Source organism: Halorubrum marinum (assembly GCF_048381195.1).
GTDB lineage: Archaea > Halobacteriota > Halobacteria > Halobacteriales > Haloferacaceae > Halorubrum.
The window spans coordinates 274,763-292,183 of sequence record NZ_JBLWMM010000004.1 but is presented as its reverse complement, the minus strand read 5'-3'; the positions used below and the strand labels follow the sequence as shown (position 1 = coordinate 292,183).

19 protein-coding genes are annotated in these 17,421 nt (G+C 69.2%); 12 read left to right on the top strand and 7 right to left on the bottom strand.

Annotation, left to right across the window (positions count from 1 at the left end; all coding sequences use genetic code 11):
• Window positions 1-56 precede the first annotated feature (56 nt).
• Window positions 57-1,307, top strand: coding sequence for a glycosyltransferase family protein (locus tag ACNSN4_RS07890; RefSeq protein WP_418285253.1), 1,251 nt, complete (start codon window positions 57-59; stop codon window positions 1,305-1,307).
• A 1-nt stretch (window position 1,308) separates the two neighbouring features.
• Window positions 1,309-1,884 carry a DUF7109 family protein gene (locus ACNSN4_RS07885; protein WP_418285252.1) on the top strand — a complete coding sequence of 192 codons (576 nt, stop codon included), beginning with the start codon at window positions 1,309-1,311 and terminating at the stop codon, window positions 1,882-1,884.
• Window positions 1,885-1,898: 14 nt separating this feature from the next.
• On the opposite strand, the gene ACNSN4_RS07880 is transcribed toward ACNSN4_RS07885, so the two are convergent.
• Window positions 1,899-2,285: a thioredoxin gene (locus ACNSN4_RS07880; RefSeq protein ID WP_418285251.1), complete on the bottom strand. Its 387-nt coding sequence runs from the start codon at window positions 2,283-2,285 to the stop codon at window positions 1,899-1,901.
• A 136-nt stretch (window positions 2,286-2,421) separates the two neighbouring features.
• Here ACNSN4_RS07880 and ACNSN4_RS07875 point away from each other — a divergent pair, with 136 nt between their 5' ends.
• The 4 genes from ACNSN4_RS07875 to ACNSN4_RS07860 all read left to right on the top strand — a co-directional run bounded on the left by ACNSN4_RS07875 (window position 2,422) and on the right by ACNSN4_RS07860 (window position 5,623).
• Window positions 2,422-3,339, top strand: coding sequence for a PLP-dependent cysteine synthase family protein (locus ACNSN4_RS07875; RefSeq protein WP_418285250.1), 918 nt, complete (start codon window positions 2,422-2,424; stop codon window positions 3,337-3,339).
• A gap of 75 nt (window positions 3,340-3,414) precedes the next feature.
• A complete protein-coding gene (locus ACNSN4_RS07870) occupies window positions 3,415-3,819 on the top strand; it encodes a hypothetical protein (protein ID WP_418285249.1) in 405 nt (134 codons plus the stop codon).
• Window positions 3,819-4,358 (top strand): MOSC domain-containing protein, encoded by a 540-nt coding sequence (locus ACNSN4_RS07865; protein ID WP_418285248.1) that lies wholly within the window; start codon window positions 3,819-3,821, stop codon window positions 4,356-4,358. Before ACNSN4_RS07870 ends, ACNSN4_RS07865 begins: the two co-directional genes overlap by 1 nt.
• A gap of 92 nt (window positions 4,359-4,450) precedes the next feature.
• Window positions 4,451-5,623 carry an MFS transporter gene (locus tag ACNSN4_RS07860; RefSeq protein WP_418285247.1) on the top strand — a complete coding sequence of 391 codons (1,173 nt, stop codon included), beginning with the start codon at window positions 4,451-4,453 and terminating at the stop codon, window positions 5,621-5,623.
• A 24-nt stretch (window positions 5,624-5,647) separates the two neighbouring features.
• Here the strand turns inward: ACNSN4_RS07860 and ACNSN4_RS07855 are convergent, their stop codons facing one another.
• Window positions 5,648-6,646, bottom strand: coding sequence for an acetamidase/formamidase family protein (locus ACNSN4_RS07855; RefSeq protein WP_418285246.1), 999 nt, complete (start codon window positions 6,644-6,646; stop codon window positions 5,648-5,650).
• A gap of 122 nt (window positions 6,647-6,768) precedes the next feature.
• Here ACNSN4_RS07855 and ACNSN4_RS07850 point away from each other — a divergent pair, with 122 nt between their 5' ends.
• On the top strand, window positions 6,769-7,215 hold the full coding sequence (locus tag ACNSN4_RS07850) for a phage tail protein (protein WP_418285244.1): 447 nt from the start codon (window positions 6,769-6,771) through the stop codon (window positions 7,213-7,215).
• Between the two features lie 6 nt (window positions 7,216-7,221).
• Entirely contained in the window at window positions 7,222-7,635 is a 414-nt protein-coding gene (locus tag ACNSN4_RS07845) for a DUF8453 domain-containing protein (protein WP_418285243.1), read from the top strand.
• A 21-nt stretch (window positions 7,636-7,656) separates the two neighbouring features.
• Here ACNSN4_RS07845 and ACNSN4_RS07840 read toward each other — a convergent pair whose 3' ends face one another.
• A complete protein-coding gene (locus ACNSN4_RS07840; protein ID WP_418285242.1) occupies window positions 7,657-8,895 on the bottom strand; it encodes a mandelate racemase/muconate lactonizing enzyme family protein in 1,239 nt (412 codons plus the stop codon).
• Window positions 8,896-9,024: 129 nt separating this feature from the next.
• On the opposite strand from ACNSN4_RS07840, the gene ACNSN4_RS07835 reads away from it, so the two are divergent.
• A complete protein-coding gene (locus ACNSN4_RS07835; protein ID WP_418285241.1) occupies window positions 9,025-9,498 on the top strand; it encodes a TRAM domain-containing protein in 474 nt (157 codons plus the stop codon).
• On the opposite strand, the gene ACNSN4_RS07830 is transcribed toward ACNSN4_RS07835, so the two are convergent.
• Both ACNSN4_RS07830 and ACNSN4_RS07825 read right to left on the bottom strand, forming a co-directional pair.
• Window positions 9,485-10,702 (bottom strand): geranylgeranyl reductase family protein, encoded by a 1,218-nt coding sequence (locus ACNSN4_RS07830; protein WP_418285240.1) that lies wholly within the window; start codon window positions 10,700-10,702, stop codon window positions 9,485-9,487. The two genes, ACNSN4_RS07835 and ACNSN4_RS07830, sit on opposite strands and share 14 nt — an antisense overlap.
• A gap of 51 nt (window positions 10,703-10,753) precedes the next feature.
• On the bottom strand, window positions 10,754-12,964 hold the full coding sequence (locus ACNSN4_RS07825; protein WP_418285239.1) for a thioredoxin domain-containing protein: 2,211 nt from the start codon (window positions 12,962-12,964) through the stop codon (window positions 10,754-10,756).
• Between the two features lie 149 nt (window positions 12,965-13,113).
• Here ACNSN4_RS07825 and purD point away from each other — a divergent pair, with 149 nt between their 5' ends.
• Both purD and ACNSN4_RS07815 read left to right on the top strand, forming a co-directional pair.
• Entirely contained in the window at window positions 13,114-14,397 is a 1,284-nt protein-coding gene (purD, locus tag ACNSN4_RS07820; RefSeq protein WP_418285238.1) for a phosphoribosylamine--glycine ligase, read from the top strand.
• Window positions 14,398-14,811: 414 nt separating this feature from the next.
• The gene (locus ACNSN4_RS07815) at window positions 14,812-15,303 is read left to right on the top strand and encodes an acyltransferase (RefSeq protein ID WP_418285394.1); all 492 of its coding nucleotides are present in this window, start codon (window positions 14,812-14,814) and stop codon (window positions 15,301-15,303) included.
• A 1-nt stretch (window position 15,304) separates the two neighbouring features.
• Here ACNSN4_RS07815 and ACNSN4_RS07810 read toward each other — a convergent pair whose 3' ends face one another.
• Complete coding sequence (locus ACNSN4_RS07810) at window positions 15,305-15,679, bottom strand: DUF5798 family protein (RefSeq protein ID WP_418285237.1); 375 nt, start codon at window positions 15,677-15,679, stop codon at window positions 15,305-15,307.
• A gap of 120 nt (window positions 15,680-15,799) precedes the next feature.
• Between ACNSN4_RS07810 and surE the strand changes: the two genes are divergently transcribed.
• On the top strand, window positions 15,800-16,633 hold the full coding sequence (gene surE / locus ACNSN4_RS07805) for a 5'/3'-nucleotidase SurE (RefSeq protein ID WP_418285236.1): 834 nt from the start codon (window positions 15,800-15,802) through the stop codon (window positions 16,631-16,633).
• 51 nt (window positions 16,634-16,684) lie between these two features.
• On the opposite strand, the gene ACNSN4_RS07800 is transcribed toward surE, so the two are convergent.
• Window positions 16,685-17,365, bottom strand: coding sequence for a nucleotide exchange factor GrpE (locus ACNSN4_RS07800; RefSeq protein WP_418285235.1), 681 nt, complete (start codon window positions 17,363-17,365; stop codon window positions 16,685-16,687).
• Window positions 17,366-17,421: the final 56 nt, after the last annotated feature.

The window sequence follows — 17,421 nt, the reverse complement described above, 5'->3', positions numbered from 1 at the left end:
CGCACGGACCACGGGTATCGCACCTATTTAGTTCGTCCCGCTCGTGTAATTGGTAAATGGAGTACGTGCAAGAGCGCGTAACGACCCTGCACGCGTTGACCGACCATCGACCGGACGCCCCGACCGGTCGGGCGGCGGTCGTGGTGCCGATGACGGAGCGCGAGTACGGGACGCTCGCGGCCGACGGCGTGCTGACGACACTAGAGACGGTCGACCCCGCTCGTGTGATCGTTCCCCTCCGAGCCCCCGCCGAACGCGTCGGTCCGTTCGTGCGATGGCTCGGCGACTTCGACCTCGACGTCGAGACGCTGTGGTGCGGCGGTCCGCGACTCGCAGACCTGCTCACCGAGCACGGGCTCGACGGGTCCCGCGGGAAGGGTCGCGACGTGTGGCTCGGTCTCGGGCGGGCGCTCGCAGCGGAGTACGTCGTCGTCCACGACGCCGACACGAAGACCTACTCGCAGGCGTTCGTGAACCGGCTCCTCTTCCCGCTCGCACACGGCCACTCGTTCTCGAAGGGGTACTACGCCCGCGTCGAGGACGGCGCGCTGTACGGGCGGCTGTTCCGACTGTTCTTCCGCCCGCTCGTCCGCGCGCTCGCAGATGGGACCGACACCCGCGAGGCCGGGGTGATCGAGTACCTCGACGCCTTCCGGTACGCGCTCGCCGGAGAGTTCGCGGCGACGACCGACCTCGTCTCGCGGCTCCGCGTTCAGCGGGGCTGGGGGCTGGAGGTCGGCAGTCTCGGCGAGGCGTTCGCACACGCCGGCTTCACCGACAGCGCGCAGGTCGACCTCGGTCGGTACGAGCACGACCACCGCTCCGTCGACGGACCGACCGGCCTCGCAGACATGAGCCGTGCGGTCGGCGCGGCAACGCTGCGCGCGGTCGAGGAGGGAGGCATCGACGTCGACTACGACGGGCTCGAAGCACGCTACCGGGCGGCGGCAGACCGGTTGATCGACGGCTACGAGACGGACGCCGCGTTCAACGGGCTCGACTACGACCGCGCGAGCGAACGGTCACAGGTCGCGACGTACGCGGAGGGCCTCGCCCCGCCCGGTCCAGACACGCGGCTCCCGGCGTGGCGGGACGCGCCGATCACTCCGGAGGCGGTCGGAGCGGCGGTCCGAGCGGACATCGAAGCGGCGATGGACGAGGGGGCAACGGGATCGCAGGCGTCCCGAGAGACCTCGAATCGGAACGGCCATCGCCCGCACGTCGACCTCAACGGCAACCGTGCCCCCGAAGTCGCCCGCGACTCCGGCGGTCAGTCAGAGCCCGGCTCCGCGCCGGAGGAGGAGTGACGTGAGCGCAGACGCGCCGAGCGTCGCCGCCCGCGACGATCTCGCAGGCATCGTCGACCTGTTCGACTGGCTCACTCGCGCGGAGCTCTCGCGAGCGCTCTCGGAGTTGGCGTTCAAGCAGCGCACCGAAGTCGACGAAGACGCCATCGCCGCCGCCATCGATATCGCCGTCACGGAATATGCGCTGGTGCCAGCGCCGCCAACGGCGCTTTTCGAGGCGGGATCGTCCGAACCGACCGGCGTGATCGACCCAGCGAGCGCCGGAGACGGAGCCGGAGCCGGAGACAACACTGACCGAGGCGATGTCGCGCTCGCGGTCGGCCCCGCCGCGTTTCCGTCACTCCCGGCCGACGCCGAGGACCTTCCGCACATTCTCGACGTGCCCGAGCGCGACGTGGACCGTGAGTCGCTCTCGGCGGCGGTCTTGGATAGGCTGTCCGCGGACGCGGTCGCGGCGATCAACGACCGAGAGACGGAACGATTGGAGACTCTCGCGGACGTGACTTACGACCTCGAGGCGTGGGCGCCCGTCGACGCCGGTGAGATACGGGAACGGATCGTGGCGGAGTTGGACTGACGGGACGCGCCCGGTTAGGCGCTGACTTCGATATCCGCGAGCTGCCGCGCGATGAACTCGGCGATGGTCACGTTCGCCTCCTCGACGAATCGAGCGACTTCCTCGCCGTCGGGGGTCTCGACGACGACGGTCGGGATCAGGTCGATGTCGTACGCTTCGACTTGGGGGCCCTCCTTGCCGTTCGGCCCCTTCGTGACGGGGAACGCCTCGATCCGGTCGTCGGGAACGCCGGCGGCGGCGAGCGCCGCGCCGAACGCGGGGAGCTGCTGCTGGCAGTCGACACACCAGTCGCCGCCCCACACCTTGAATCGGTAGTCGGCGGCGGCGAGCGCGTCCAGCACCGCCTCATCGAAGTCGTCCGTGCCGAGATCCGACGCGGGAGCGAGCGTTTCGAGTGACATACCTCGCGTACGTCGCCGACGCTTGTAAACGACGCGTCGATGGCAACGAGCGCCAGTATCGGGGACGTCCGAACACCTCGATGAACGTTGCCGCAGTCCGTCGGGCATTTGAGTGCCGGTCACCTCGGTTCCGCTAATGCAAGAGGACGTGCTGGAGGGGCTCGGGTCGCCGCTCGTTCGAGTCGACTCCCCGCCGGAGACGACGATAGCGGCGAAGGTCGAGTCGCGCAACCCCGGCGGCTCCGCGAAGGACCGGCCCGCGCTGTACATGGTCGAGGCCGCCGAGGAGGCCGGTGACCTCGAACCGGGCGACGGGATCGTCGAGCCCACGTCGGGCAACACGGGGATCGGTCTCGCGATGGTCGGCGCCGTGAAGGGGTACGACGTGACGCTCGTGATTCCCGACGGAAAGTCGATGGAGCGCCGCCGGCTCATGCGGGCGTACGGCGCCGCCGTCGAGCTCGTCGACGGCGACATCTCGGCGGCAAAAGACCGAGCGGACGCCCTCGAACGCGACGAGGGCATGGTCCAGCTCCGCCAGTTCGACAATCCCGCGAACCCGCGGGCGCACTACGAGACGACCGGCCCGGAGGTCCTCGACCAAGTCGGGGACCGGACCGTCGACGCGCTCGTCGCCGGAGTCGGCACCGGCGGCACCATCACCGGAATCGGTCGCCGACTCCGCGAGGCGTTTCCCGACGTGCGGATCGACGCGGTCGAGCCGACCACCAACGCCGTGCTTTCCGGCGGCGAGCCCGGCGTCGACGAGTTCCAGGGAATGGGTCCCGGATTCATCGCGCCGAACCTCGACACCGACCTCCTCGACGCGGTTCACACGGTCGACATCGACGAAGCGGAGGCCGAGTGCCGTCGGCTCGCCCGAGAGGAGGGGCTCCTCGTCGGGCAGTCGTCCGGTGCCTCGAACCTCGCGGCGAAGGCGGTCGCCGCCGGACTCCGGGACACGGGCGAGTACGCCGGCGACGAGCCGCTCGTCGTCACCGTGTTCTGGGACAGCGGCGAGCGGTACCTCTCGGCCGGGACGTTCGACGAGTGAGTCCCCGGAGCGCGCCGAGCGCGAGACCGTCGCAGCCACCCGAACGTTGAGTACGATCCGGCACGCAGGTCCGCCGTGAACACGCACGACGCACCGAGAAACGACCCGGACGCCGGGTCCGGTGTCGGATCCGACGGCGCCGCGCCGGACCGGCGGTTCGACGGGCCGTGGCTCCGAATTATGGCCGTCGCTGCGGGCGGCTGGACCGTCTTCTACGGACTCGACAGATTCCTCTTGGAGGCGGGCACTCCCGCCGGCGCCGCGGTCGGGTTCGCACACGCGTACCTCCTCGCTCCGCTCGTCACGACCGCCATTCTCCTCGACGCGCTTTCGCTCGCCGAGCGCGGAGTCGCCGACTTCGGCCTTTTCAAATGGCTCTACGCGTTCGTCGCCCTCGTCGTTCCGCCGATCGCGGTCGCGTACTACGCCCACCGCGAGTGGCTGAAGCCCGGCGACCCCGCTCTTCTCGGGGGGCCGTGATGGCGGGAGACAGGGCGGGGTCGGTCGCGGCGCTGTTCGTCGCCCCGGAGAGCGGAGCCCCGCCCGAGCCGCGGGAGTCGGTTGCGATCCGCCCGGACGGCGTCGAGGGCGACCGCTACCGACGCGGCGAGGGTCACTTCCAACTCGACGGCTGCGCGGTTACCCTCGTCGCGGCCGAGGCCGTTGCGGCCGTCCGCGAGGAGACCGGAATCGACGTCTCCGACGGACGGCACCGTCGGAACGTCGTCGTCGAGGGGTTCGGAACCGGAATGGACGACTTGCTGGAGGCGACCGTGTCGGTCGGCGACGCGCTCCTGCGACCGACGCGTCGGCGGCCACCCTGTGCACACGTCGAATCGCTCGCTGGCGAAGCGGGACTGGCGTCGGCGCTGCGAAATCGCGGCGGGCTCTGCTGTGACGTGATCGAAGCGGGTCCGGTGACCGTGGGCGACGAGGTCGCGATCGCGACGGCGGATCCGCGGTCCGCGGGCGCCGCAATCGCGGATCGAATTCGGGAGCGATCGGGAGCGGGCGAGTGAGTCCCGCATAGACTCGCCGCCATGACGGCGCGGACTTCCGGAACCGAAAGCGTTGAGCGCCGACCGGACGACCGCTCGGTCGTGACCCTCGGATGAGCTGGCAGTACCGGCACACGGTGCTGTCGCTGTGTATGCTCGCGTTCCTCGTGACGTACTTCGCCCGGCTGGCGATCAGCCCCGTCGTGCCGCTCATCGTCGAGGAGTTCGCGGTGTCGAACGCCGCCATCGGCCTCGCGCTCTCGGGGATGTGGCTGGCGTACGGCGTCTCTCAGTTCCCGAGCGGCGTGCTCGCCGACCGGTTCGGCGAACGGCGGGTGATCCTCGTCGCCGTGGGCGGGACCGCCGCGATGAGCGTGTTGCTCGCGCTCGCCCCCGCGTTCCCCGCGTTCGTGCTGGCGGCCGTGCTGTTGGGACTCGTCGCGGGACTCCACTACGCGGTGGCGACGACGCTGCTCTCGCGGACCTTCGAGGACATCGGGACCGCGATCGGGCTTCACTCCGTCGGCGGCCCGCTCGCCGGACTGGTCGCGCCGGTCGCCGCGGCGTGGGTCGGCGTCCGGTACGGCTGGCGGCCGGCGGTCGCGCTGGCCGCGCTCGTCGGCCTCCCGGTGTTCGCGCTGTTCGCGTGGCGCGTCCGTCCGACGGAGCCCCGGCGCCCCGACCAGCCGATGCGGGACCGGTTTCGGCTCGCGCCGCTGTTCGAACTGCTCTCGCGGCCGAGCATTCTCCTCTCGCTGTTCGTCGCCATGGTCGGCACGTACGTGGTGCAGGGGATGATGTCGTTTCTCCCGACCTTTCTGGTCGAGTTCCGCGGGTACTCGACGGGGTTCGCCGCCGGGGTGTTCTCGGCGTTCTTCGTGGTTCGCGCCGTCGCGCAGGTCGGGCTCGGGCGGCTGTCGGACCGTTTGGGCCGCGACGCCGCCATCGGCGGGGCGATGCTCGCGGGGGCGCTCGGCACCGCCGCGTTCGTCCTCGGCCCGGGACTCGCCGGTATCGCCGTCGCGGTCGTGCTGGCCGGCACCGGGTCGAGCTTCTTCTCCGCCATCGACCCGCGGTTCATGGACGCGCTCGACGACGCGGAGCGCGGCGCCGGATTCGGCCTCGTCCGGACCGTCTACACCGTGATCGGCTCCGCGGGCTCCGTCGGCGTCGGGCTCGCCGCCGACCTGTTCGGGTGGGGCGTGTCCCTCGGGATCCTCGCCGCGCTGTTCGGCGTCACCGTCGTCGTTCTCGCCGCGAACTGGGCGCTCGGAACGGGGTACTGAGGCGGCCTCCCCGTCCCGGACAGCCTAGTTCTCGGGGAAGATGCTGTCCGGGACGTACGCCGTCACCGTCCAGTTCGGCGCGTCGACGACCTCGCTTATTTTGAGGTCCATCGCGGCCGAACAGAGGATGTACGCCTCGCCGCGCGTGAGACCCCGCTCGGCCTCCAAGTGGTCGATCATGTGACTGGTCGCCTTCTTCGTCGCGACCATCAGGTCGTCGGCGATCCCCGTCGTCGCGTACATCGACTCGTCGCGACCGGTCGCCGTGAACGGGCCCGAGGTCCGCAACTGCGGCTGTTCGACGTCCATGTCCGTCCGCACCGAGAGGCGGGCGGTGACGAACATGGGCGCTTCCACGCCGGTGACGCACACCTCTCCGTCGCCCTGCGCGGCGTGACAGTCCCCGGTCGAGAACAGCCCGCCACCGACCTCGACGGGGAGGTAGACGGTCGACCCCGCGGTCATGTGTTTCACGTCCATGTTGCCGCCGGTGTCGTACGGCGGGAGCGTGTCGTGTTCGCCGTCGTCGCCCGGTGCGAGCCCGATGACGCCGGGGAACGGATCGAGGGGGACCTCGATCCCGTCGACGAAGTGGCCGACGTCGCCGTCGAGGTCCCAGACGTGTACGTCGGCCTCCGGGAACTCCTCGGGGAGGAGACCGAGTCCCATTTCACCGGGAAGATAGCCGGTGTATCCCCAGCCCTTGTGCTGGAGATCGAGCAGCTCGATTTCGAGCACGTCGCCCGGTTCGGCGCCCTCGACGGCGACGGGTCCGGTGAGGGGATGGACCGGATCGAAGCTCACGTCCGCGAAGTCCGCCGCGGTCGACTCCACGTCGAGCTGACGGTCGACGGCGTCTCGGCACTCGAACCTGACGACCTCGCCCGACTCGACCGTGAGCACGGGATCGAGCGAGTTGTCCCACGCCCGGTGGATGTTGCGCTCGGCGTCCGAGAGGCGGTGATCGACGGTGTACTCGCGTCGAGCGGTCGCCGCGTCCGCGTCTCCCTCGTGACGTGTCATACGTGATCGCCTCTCGTATCGAATTGGGTTAAAAGGGTGCGTCGCGGCGGGGGTTGCGTCGCTCACTCCGAATCGCCGTCAGCGACCGATACGGTTATATTTGGTATGTGTGTCCACGGACCATGTCAACAGATACCGTCAGCCCGATCCACTTCACCGTCGAGTGGGGCGGCAGCCGGATCGGCTGCACGAGGGTGTCAGGCCTCGAGATCGCCTACGACGACATCGCCTACCGCGAGGGATCGGCCTCCGAGTACGGCGACCGCAAGCTTCCCGGGCGGCCGCGGTACGCGAATCTCGTGTTGGAGCGGGGGGTGGTCCCCGGCGACAACGAGTTCTTCGCGTGGCTGAACACGATCGAACTCGGATCGGTCGAGCGCCGGGACGTCAGCGTCTCGCTGCTCGACGAGAATCACGACCCCGCCGTGGTTTGGAAGGTGAAGAACGCGTGGCCGGTCCGGCTCGCGGGGCCGACGCTCGACGCGCGCGGCAACGGCGTCGCGAGGGAGACGCTCGAACTCGCACACGAGGGGTACGCGGTCGAGTCGATCGACGGCGACCGGAAGTGACGGACGGTGTGGTCACGCACCGTCCGCCGCCTGCTGTTCGGCGCTCCCGACGTCGTCGTCTCGCTCGACGCCGAGCGGCGGCTGTTGACGCTCGTCGTCGAGAACGTCGGCTCTCGGGCCGCCCACGACGTCGCCGTCTCGCTCGACCCCCCGTGGGAGGAGGTGGCGGCCGACGTCGATCCCGACGCGGCGACCCCGTTCGCGCCGATCGGAGTCGTCCCGCCGGGAGGCCGGTTCCGAACCGTGCTCGCACCCCTCGACGGCTACGACGGCCCGCGGACGTTCGAGTCGCGCGTCAGGTTTCGCGACGACCGCGGCCGCGCCGCGGAGGCCCGTGCGGTACAGACCCCGGAGGCGTTTCGGCGGCTTCGCGAGCCGCCGCCGCCGTCGCGAGAGCCGCTCGCTCGGCGGGGTGAATAGACGCGGTACGGTCCGACGAAGCTATGCTTCGTCGAACAACGTCTCCCCGTCGACCATGTGCTCCTCGACGGCGTCCATGTCGAGCGTCACGCCCAGGCCGGGCTTCTCGGGCACTTCGATGTATCCGTCCTCGATCACGTCCTCCTCGACGAGGTCCTCCCACCAGCCGAGCTCGTAGGAGTGATACTCGACCGCCAGCGAGTTCGGTATCGAAGCGCCGACGTGCGCCGCCGCCACCGTCGCGACCGGCGACGCGACGTTGTGCATCGCGACCGGGACGTAGTACTGGTTCGCGACGTCGGCGATCTTCCGCGTCTCGCGCATCCCGCCGACCTTCGGCAGATCGGGTGCGACGATGTCGACCGCCTGGTTCTCGATGAGCCGGCGGAGCTCGGTGACGCGATAGCGGTTCTCGCCGACCGCGATGGGCGTGGTCGTGTTCTTGGTGACCTCTTCCTGCACTTCGAGGTTCTCCGGCGGAACGGGGTCTTCGAGCCACCACACGTCGTACTCCTCGATCGCGTCCGCGAGGCGCTTCGCGGAACCGCCCGAGAACGTCCAGTGGCAGTCGAAGGAGACGTCGGCCTTGTCCTTTACGCGCTCCGTAACCGTCTCCACGATTTCCGCCTTGTGGCGGATCTCTCCCGGACGGAGGTGCCGGTTCGCGCGGTCTTTCTCCAGGCCCGACGGCACGTCGAGGTCGAATTTCAGGGCGTCGTAGCCCAGCTCGTCGACGACGCGCTCGGCCTCGTCGGCACACGCCTCGGGGTCCGCCTCCGCCTCGGTGTGACAGTCGCAGTAGACGCGCATCTCGTCGCGGTACTTCCCGCCGAGCAGCTGGTAGGCGGGAACGTCGAGGATCTTCCCGGCGAGGTCGTGGAGCGCGACCTCGATCCCGGAGATCGCGGTGACGGTGACGCCCTCGACGGAGCCCTCGCCCGACATCTTCTGGATGAGGTGCTCGTACAGCCGGTCGATGTCGAGGGGATTCTCGCCGACGACGAACGGCTTCATGCGCTCGATCAGCTCCGGGACGCCGGCGCCCCAGTACGCCTCACCGGTGCCGACGACGCCCGCGTCGGTGTACACGCGGACGAGCGTCCACGGGAAGTTTCCGTCGACCATGGTGGTCTGGACGTCGGTGATCTCGACGTCGCGACGACCGCCCCGCGAGCCCGTCGCCCCCATCGTCTCGGCCGAGAGTTCTCGCATCGTGTACTCCGCGTTCGGGTCGTGGAGCGAATCGTAATTTCGACTCATGCGGCCTAATTAATTCGCCACAGGGTAAATGTTTATGTTCAACCGTGATACGCGCCTCGATTGCTCAACAGGGCGGATCCGCTCGGCCGGAATAGGGAGCTTTTCATTGGCGTACTCGCAACACGGTGCATGGTCGAGATCACGGATTCACTCACGTGTTTATTTACCGGCGAAGTCGAGGAGCACGACGGCGACTATGTGGTCACCGTCCCGGCGTCAGAGATTGACCACGGAAGCGTGCGCCCGAACGACACGTATCGCGTGGCCTTAATACGGCGCGACGTCGACACAAGCGGAACCGAGACAGCAGCCGACGGCGCGGAACCGACCGAGACATCCTCTGCTCCCACGAACAGAGCAAACTCCGAATCGCACTCCTCAAATCGGCCCACGGCTGCTTCCGAACTGGCCAGTCCACCGGTTTCCGAGGGGGACGTCCGTGAGGTGACGATCGAGACGCTCGGCGACAAGGGCGACGGGATCGCGAAGATAGAGCGAGGCTACGTGGTCATCGTTCCCGACGCGAAGCCCGGAGAGGAGCCGACCGTCGAGATCACGAGCGTCCGCGAGAACGTCTCGTTCGCGAACGTCATCGACGAGTAGCCGGTTCGGACGGGCGCTCTTCGTCACCGACTCCGTCCGCTCTCGTTTGGCCGTCGCCGAGCACCGCCTCGGGCGGCTCGCTCCGCGAGACGAGTTGCCGAAGATGTGCGGGCGACAGGACGGAGGTCGGCCGGTCCATGTGGACGCCGATCTCCCCCGACAGCGCCCGTAGTCCGACCCGTTGGATCGGTTCTGGTAGCGAATAACACGCGCGTATCGCCTTCCCGAGCCGGATCTCCGTCTCGAGTTCGTCGCGCCATCCCGACTCGTACTCCGCGAGCGATCCCGGGTCATCGGGGTCGATCACGTCCGCGGCCACGTCGGCCGCGGTCATCCCGTACAGGATGCCACCACCGGTGAACGGCTTCGTCTGCGCGGCCGCGTCACCGATCAGGAACGCCCTGTCTGTCGTCACTTTTTCGGGCGGACCGACGGGGATGACGCCCGAGCAGAAGCGGTCCGTCGTCACGTCGTACGCGTCCGTCAGGCGATCGAACAACGCCGACACGTCGTCTCCGGGCGGCGCGGCCAGACCGTACTCGACGCCGGCGTCACCCCGAGGGATCCGCCACGCGAAAAAGCGCGGGGCGGTGAGGTGGACGTCGACCAGGTCGCCGTCGTCCGGCGCGTCGTCGAACGCGAGCACGCCGTGGAGCAGCTCGTCCGGCTCGGGGAGACCGAGCGTCCGTCTCACTCGGGAGGTGGGACCGTCGCAGCCGGCGACCGTCTTCGCCTCGAAGCGCACGGTGTCGGACCCGCCGAGGCCATCGCTTCCGTCGGGCCCGCCGGACTCGCGGGCGACACTCGCTTCGACGACCACCCGATCGTCCCGCTCCTCGACGTCGACCACGGTGTGTCCCTCCCGAACGTCGGCACCGGCGTCGCGGGCCGCGTCCGCGAGGGTCCTATCGAGCCCGACGCGATCGATCACGTTCGACACCGGCTCTCGTTTATAAAAGGGGTGCGCCGCGGAGTCCGGGCCGCCGACGTGGAACCGCGCCCCGTACACCCGGTTCTGGAGGAGTCGCTCGCGGGCGTCGTCGCCGACGAACTGCCAGATATCGTTGGAGACGTGTCCCGAGCAAGCCAGCGGCTCGCCGACGCTCCCCTTTTCCAAGAGGAGGACATCGCGGCCGGTCTCAGCCGCCCGACGCGCGAAGCGCGACCCGGCGGGTCCCGCCCCGACGACGACGAAGTCGTACATATCCGACATCAGCGTCGCACGGTATATAAGTAGTCGCCGACTGTCGACCGCTCACTCCCGATCGGCGAGCCACGCCAGCGCCTCGTCGAGGTCCGTCCGCGGCGGCGAGCAGGTGAACCCCTCACAGACGTACGCGGTCGGCTCCCCGTCGACGGCGTCGCGGTCGGCCCAGACCGGCGGCACCCCGTCGAGTCCCAGCTCGTCGACCCATGCGTCCACTCCGGCGTCGGTCGACGGTCGAGGAGCGACGAGCGCGCCCGGAAGGTACCGCTCGCCGAGCGTCTCCCGCCACGCGTCCGGCACGTCGTCCGCGGCGAGCGTGACCTCGATACCGCCGACAGCGATCCGCTCCGCGGCCCGCACGAGCGAGACGTGCTCCAGCGGGCTCGCACGGATCCGGTCGGCGTGGGTCGTCACGACGCGTTCCGCGATCTCGTGGAACTCGCGATCGGTTCGGAACCCGTCGAGGAGAGCAAGCGTCTCCGCGGCCACGCCGAGGCTCGACGGCGTCGACCGGTCGGTGAACTCCTGCGGCCGCGCGAAGAGCGTGTTGTCGTCGCCCCCTGCGTCGGGGTCCCGAGTGAAGTAGATCGTCCCGTCATCGGCGTCGTAAAACGCCGCCACCATCGCGTCCGCGAGCTCCAGCGCGAAGCCGAGGGGTTCGGGGTCGCCCGTGGCGGCGTACACGTCCAGCGCGCCGCGGGCGAGGAACGCGTAGTCGTCGAGGTACCCCGGTCCGCGGACGTCGCCGTCGAGCCAGCGCCGATCGAGTTCGCCGGACTGCTCGTCGTACAGGCGCTCCCGACAGAACGCGAGCGCCTCGCCGGCGATCTCGGCGTACGACCCGCCGAGGACGTCTCCGGCCCTCGCGAACGCCGAGATAGCACGCCCGTTCCACGCGGCGAGCACCTTCTCGTCGCGGGCGGGGCGCGGACGCGACTCTCTGGCCTCGAAGAGCGCGACCCGGGCCTCCGTGAGGATCTCACGGACCTCGTCGACGGAACGGTCGTGATCGTCGGCGAGTTCCTCGATCGACGCCGCGATCGTCGGGACGGTCGTGCCGCGCTCGAAGTTGCCGCCCGAGCGGATCCCGAACCGCTCCTTCGCGAGCGACGCCGCCGGCTCGCCGAGTACCGCGTCGACTTCCTCGGGCGTCCAGACGTAGAACGCGCCCTCGACGTCGCTCTCGACATCGGCCTCGCCGTCGGCGTCCGTCCCTAACGCTCCGGTCGAGCGCTTCCCGCCGCGTCTGTTCTCGGGCCTGGCGGTTCGCGCGTCGAGCGTGCTGAAGAAGGCCCCCCCGTCGTGACGGAGCTCGCGGTCGAGGAACGCGAGCGACTCGCTCGCGACGCGGGCGTACGACGGATCTCCGGTCAGCCGGTATCCGTCGAGGTAGGCCATCGGGAGCTCCGCGTTGTCGTACAGCATCTTCTCGAAGTGCGGGACCGTCCACTGTCTGTCGACCGCGTACCGGTGGAAGCCCCCGCCTATCTGGTCGTACATCCCGCCGCGCGCCATGCCGTCTAGCGTCCCCGTCGCGGCCGTGAGCGCGGCGTCTCGACCGCTCTTGGCGTAGGCACGCATGAGCAGGTCGACGCGTCCCGGCATCGGGAACTTCGCGCCGCCGCGTCCGAACCCGCCGAACTCGTCGTCGTACCCGCGGATCGCCGCCGCCGCGGCCTCGTCGAGAAGCCCGGCTTCGGGCGCGTCGCCGCCCGCGCTCTGGGCGGGCACCGACTCCAGTTCGTCGCGCGCGCTCGTCACCCACTGGTCGGCTCGCCGCCTCATCTCCTCGCGCTGCTCGGGGTCGCTCCACGAGTCTGCGATGCGTTCACAGAGGTCGCGGAACCCCGGCTGGTTCCGACGGGGTTCGGGCGGGAAGTACGTCCCGACGTAGAACGGCGTCCCCTCGGGGGTACACCACGCGGAGAGCGGCCACCCCCCGCCACCGGTAACGAGCTGCGAGACCGTCATGAAGGTGCTGTCGACGTCGGGCCGCTCCTCGCGGTCGACCTTGATCGGGACGAATTCCTCGTTGAGTACGGCCGCGATCGACTCGTCCTCGAAGCTCTCCTCTGCCATCACGTGACACCAGTGGCACGACGAGTACCCGATGGAGACGAACACCGGCACGTTACGTTCGCGGGCACGTTCGAACGCCTCGTCTCCCCACGGCTGCCAGTTGACGGGATTGTCGGCGTGTTGCTGGAGGTACGGACTCGCCTCGTCCCCGAGGCGATTCCGCTCCGTCGGCTGCGTCATACACTCGGTTCAATCCGGCGAGGCAAAAACCCGTCACACGCTCGGCGGCGCGGCCGATCGGTCGGGCCTCGGAGGAATACTCACGTCTGTGGATACAATCCGGCGCTGAGAGAGTAACCTTTACACTACCGTGCGGTTACCCGTCGCACATGACGGAGACCGTACTCCTCGTCGGTGGCGGCGGTCGCGAGCACGCGATCGCCCGCGCAGTCGCCGACGACTGCGCGCTGTACGCCTGTGCGAGCAACCGAAACCCCGGGATCCGCCGGCTTGCAGACGGGTTCGAGACGCTCTCGGAGACCGACGCCGACGCGATCGCCGCGTACGCGACCGAAGTGGGCGCGGACCTCGCGGTCATCGGCCCCGAATCGGCGTTGGCCGCGGGCGTCGCGGACGCGCTCGACGAGGTCGGTGTGTACGCGTTCGGGCCGCAGGCCGAGGAGGCCCGATTGGAGACGGACAAGGCGTACCAGCGGCGATTCATGGACGAGGAGGCGATACCCGGCTGTCCCGACTTCGAGGTGTTCGACGACATCGAGGCCGCCTGCGCGTACATCGACGAGTACGACGGCGATCTCGCGGTGAAGCCCGCCGGGCTCACCGGCGGAAAGGGGGTAAAGGTGATCGGCGATCAGGTGACTCACGAGGAGGCGATCGCGTACCTCCGCGAGTCCGAGTACGACCGCGTCGTGCTCGAAGAGCGGCTCGTCGGCGAGGAGTTCACGATCCAGGCGTTCGTCGCGAACGGCGAGCTGCGAACGACACCGGCGGTCCAAGACCACAAGCGCGCCTACGAGGGCGACGAGGGGCCGAACACCGGCGGGATGGGATCGTACACGGACACCGGTCTCTCGCTGCCGTTTATGAGCGAGGGCGACTACGACGACGCCGTCGCGGTGCTGGAGGCGGTCGTCGACGCGCTCCCGGCGTACAAGGGCGTCCTCTACGGGCAGTTCATGCTCACGACTGACGGACCGAAGGTCGTCGAGTTCAACGCCCGGTTCGGCGACCCGGAGGCGATGAACACGCTGCCGGTGCTCGACACGCCCTTCATCGACGTGTTGACGGCGGCCCGCGACGACGATACGCTCCCGGAGCTGTCGTTCACGGGCGAGGCCACGGTGTGTAAGTACGCGGTGCCGGACGGTTACCCCGACGAACCCGACGACGGCGCGCGGATCGCCGTCGACGAGGACAGCGTCGGCGACGCGCTCCTGTTTTACGCGAGCGTCGACGAGCGCGACGACGGGCTGTACACGACGACCTCGCGGGCGTTCGCCGTCGTCGGTCGCGGCGATTCCATCGCCGCGGCGGAGGCCGAGGCGGAGGACGCGCTGTCGGCGGCCGGTGACCGCGTTCGGATCCGGCACGACATCGGAACGGCCGACCTCGTGCAGCGTCGGATCGACCACATGAACGAGCTCCGTCACTGACGACAGCGCTGGCGACGATCCGATTCGTCGCGCCGCTGCGCTGAGAGGTGGCGAACGGGCGGTCGACGGCGACGAGGCTTCCACGGCGACTGACCGCGCACCCGCCTCGGCCGACCGCGGACTTGGTTCAGGTCGTGGAGGCACTGGCCGCGGTATCGCCTATGAACGCCGGGACGGCAGTCGGGTGGCGGGAGGTACACAGGCGATGAGGGGGGCTCGTGTTGCCAGCAACCGGCCCCCGCCTCGGCGGCAGCGACCCTTTTATTCGAGCCCCGTGAACGGGTGGTCGTGACTCACGAGGACCACGGACCGTCGGGGACGAGCGCGGGAGCCGCGGGAGCCGAGGGCGACGGGGACGACGAGGGGAGCGAAGACGATGAGAGCGGGTCGTCTGCGACAGCACGGGTCGACCGACTGGACCGACACGCCACACCGGGCGTGCGGAACTCGCTGTGGTCGTGGCCGGACGCGAAGTCTCCGCTGGTCGTCGTTCGCAACTACGTCGTGATCGTGCTCGCGCGGATCTGTCCGAGTCTCCGGCTGAAAAACTGGCTGTTGCGCCGGATCGGCGTGACCGTCGGCGCGGGCGTCGCGTGGGGGCTGGAGTCGACTCCCGACGTGTTCTGGCCGGAACGGATCACCGTCGGGAACGACGCTATCATCGGATACGACGCAACTCTGCTGTGCCACGAGTTCCTCCGCGACGAGTACCGCCTCGGCGATATCGTCGTCGAGGACGGCGCGATGGTCGGCGCTGGCGCAGTCGTGCTTCCGGGCGTCACGATCGGTGAGGACGCCCGCGTCGCCGCCAACTCGCTCGTCGCGGACGACGTTCCGCCGGAGACGACGGTCGCTGGTGTCCCCGCGACGGTGGTCTCCCGAGCGAACGGTGATATGGCCAGCTGAGCTACGCGTCGGTCGGTGACTCCTCGTCGCCGTCTTTGGTCTCCTCGGCCTCCTCGGCATCTTCGGAGGTACCGTCGACCGTCTCATCTCCGTCGACACCTCCTTCCGCCTCCGCGGCGGCAGCGCGCTCGGCCTCGGTGATGTGCGCCTCCGTGCTCACGCTGTCGAGGTCGACGCCGACCTCGCGCGCCACGGCGTCTAAGACCGCGCGCTGTTCGGCCATCTCGTTTTCGAGCGTCTGGACGCGCTCCGAGGTGTCGAGCACCGTCGTCTGGGTCTGTTCGACCTCGTCCCGCAGTTCGTTGATCTTCTGATACGTGCGCTCGGCCCGGTCGGCGAGCGTCTGGATCTTCTTTGCGGTGTCCCCGAATCCCATACCGGGTCATCGCCCTCGGGATACGTGGGTGTTTCCGTTCACCGGAGCGAGGGTACCGTTGCGCCCTCCGACGACCCGCGCCGACGGTGGGCTTTTGCCCGAACCGCCCCTCGTCCCCGTATGAGCGTCGAGCGCATCCTGCTAACGAACGACGACGGCATCGACGCCGTCGGGATCCGGTCCATGTACGACGCCCTCGCCGACGAGTACGAGGTGGTGACGCTCGCGCCGACCGGAGACCGGTCGTCGGTCGGTCGAACCATGTCGGACGACGTGAGCCTCGCCGAACACGAGCTCGGCTACGCGGTCGACGGAACGCCGGTCGACTGCGTCGTCGCCGGGCTCGGCGAGATCGTCCCCGATGTCGACGCCGTCGTCGCGGGCTGTAACAAGGGCGCCAACCTCGGATCGTACACTCTCGGACGGTCGGGAACCGTGTCCGCCGCCGTCGAAGCCGCGTTCTTCGACGTCCCGGCCGTGGCGGTGTCGATGTACGTCCCGGGCGGCAGCGACTGGTGGAAGCGCGATCTCGAACCGAAGCACTTCGCCCACGCGACCCGAGCGACGCGGTTCCTCCTCGACGAGGCGGTCGGCGCCGGCGTGTTCGACCGCGCCGACTACCTCAACGTCAACGCGCCGACCGCGGAACCCGACACCGACGGAACGCTCGACGACGCCGAGTATCCGGACGACCACGCTCCGATGCGCGCCACGACACCGTCGACGTGGTACGGACTGGAGGCGACGCGAAACGGCGACGGGCGCGTCGAGATATCGGACCCGATCTGGAGTCGGATGACCCCCGAGGACGTCCCGGACCCGGTCGGAACCGACCGTCGGGCGGTCGTCGACGGAGAGGTGTCCGTCTCGGCGCTGTCGGTGCCGCACGCCTCGGAGCCCGAAGCGGGCGTCGAAGAGCTGGCGGAGGCGTACGCGGGTGCGACGGCTCGGTGAGCGAGGGCAGGGACGGAGAAACAAACGCGGAGACGAGCGCGAACGGAGCGACTATTCCTCGCCGTTACTCACGGTGACTTGCGCCTCGGCGATCACTCGGTCGCCCATCTCGTACCCCGGCTCGTACACCTCGTGAACGGTGCCCTCTGGCTCGCTGCTCTCCACGCGGAGCATCACCTGGTGACGGGCGGGGTCGACGTCGTCGCCGGGGTCGGGGTCGATCGCTTCGACGCCCTCGTCCGCGAGCACCTCGTCGAACTTCTCTACGGTCGACTCCACGCCGGGACGGAGGTCGCTGCCTTCCTCTTGGTCGAGCGCGCGCAGGAGGTCGTTTCTGACGGGGGTGATACGCTCGACGAGGTCCTCGGAGGCCCGCTCGCGGATCTCGTTTTGCTTCCGCTTCGCGCGCTCTTTGTAGTTGCTGAAGTCGGCCTTGACGCGGGCGAGCTTGCTCGTCAGCTCCTCGGCTTCCTCCTCGGCGTCGACCAACTCCTCGCGTGTCTCGGCCAGCTCGGCTTCGAGCGCCGCGACTTCCCGCGCGAGCGCCTCGTCGTGCTCGGCGACGGCGGCGCCCAGCGCTCGGCCGTCGTCGCTGGTCGACTCGCCGCTCGCCTCTTCAGCGGTCGCCTCCGCCGTGCCGTTCGCGCTCGCCGCGTTGGCCGCGGCGGACGCACTGCCCTCGGCGTCGTTCGGGGACTCGACCTCGACGTCGACGGCGTCGTCGTCGCTCATGTCCGAATGAAGTCGGTCAGCGTGCATAAGCGTTGCAGAACGGAGTCGACGGCTTC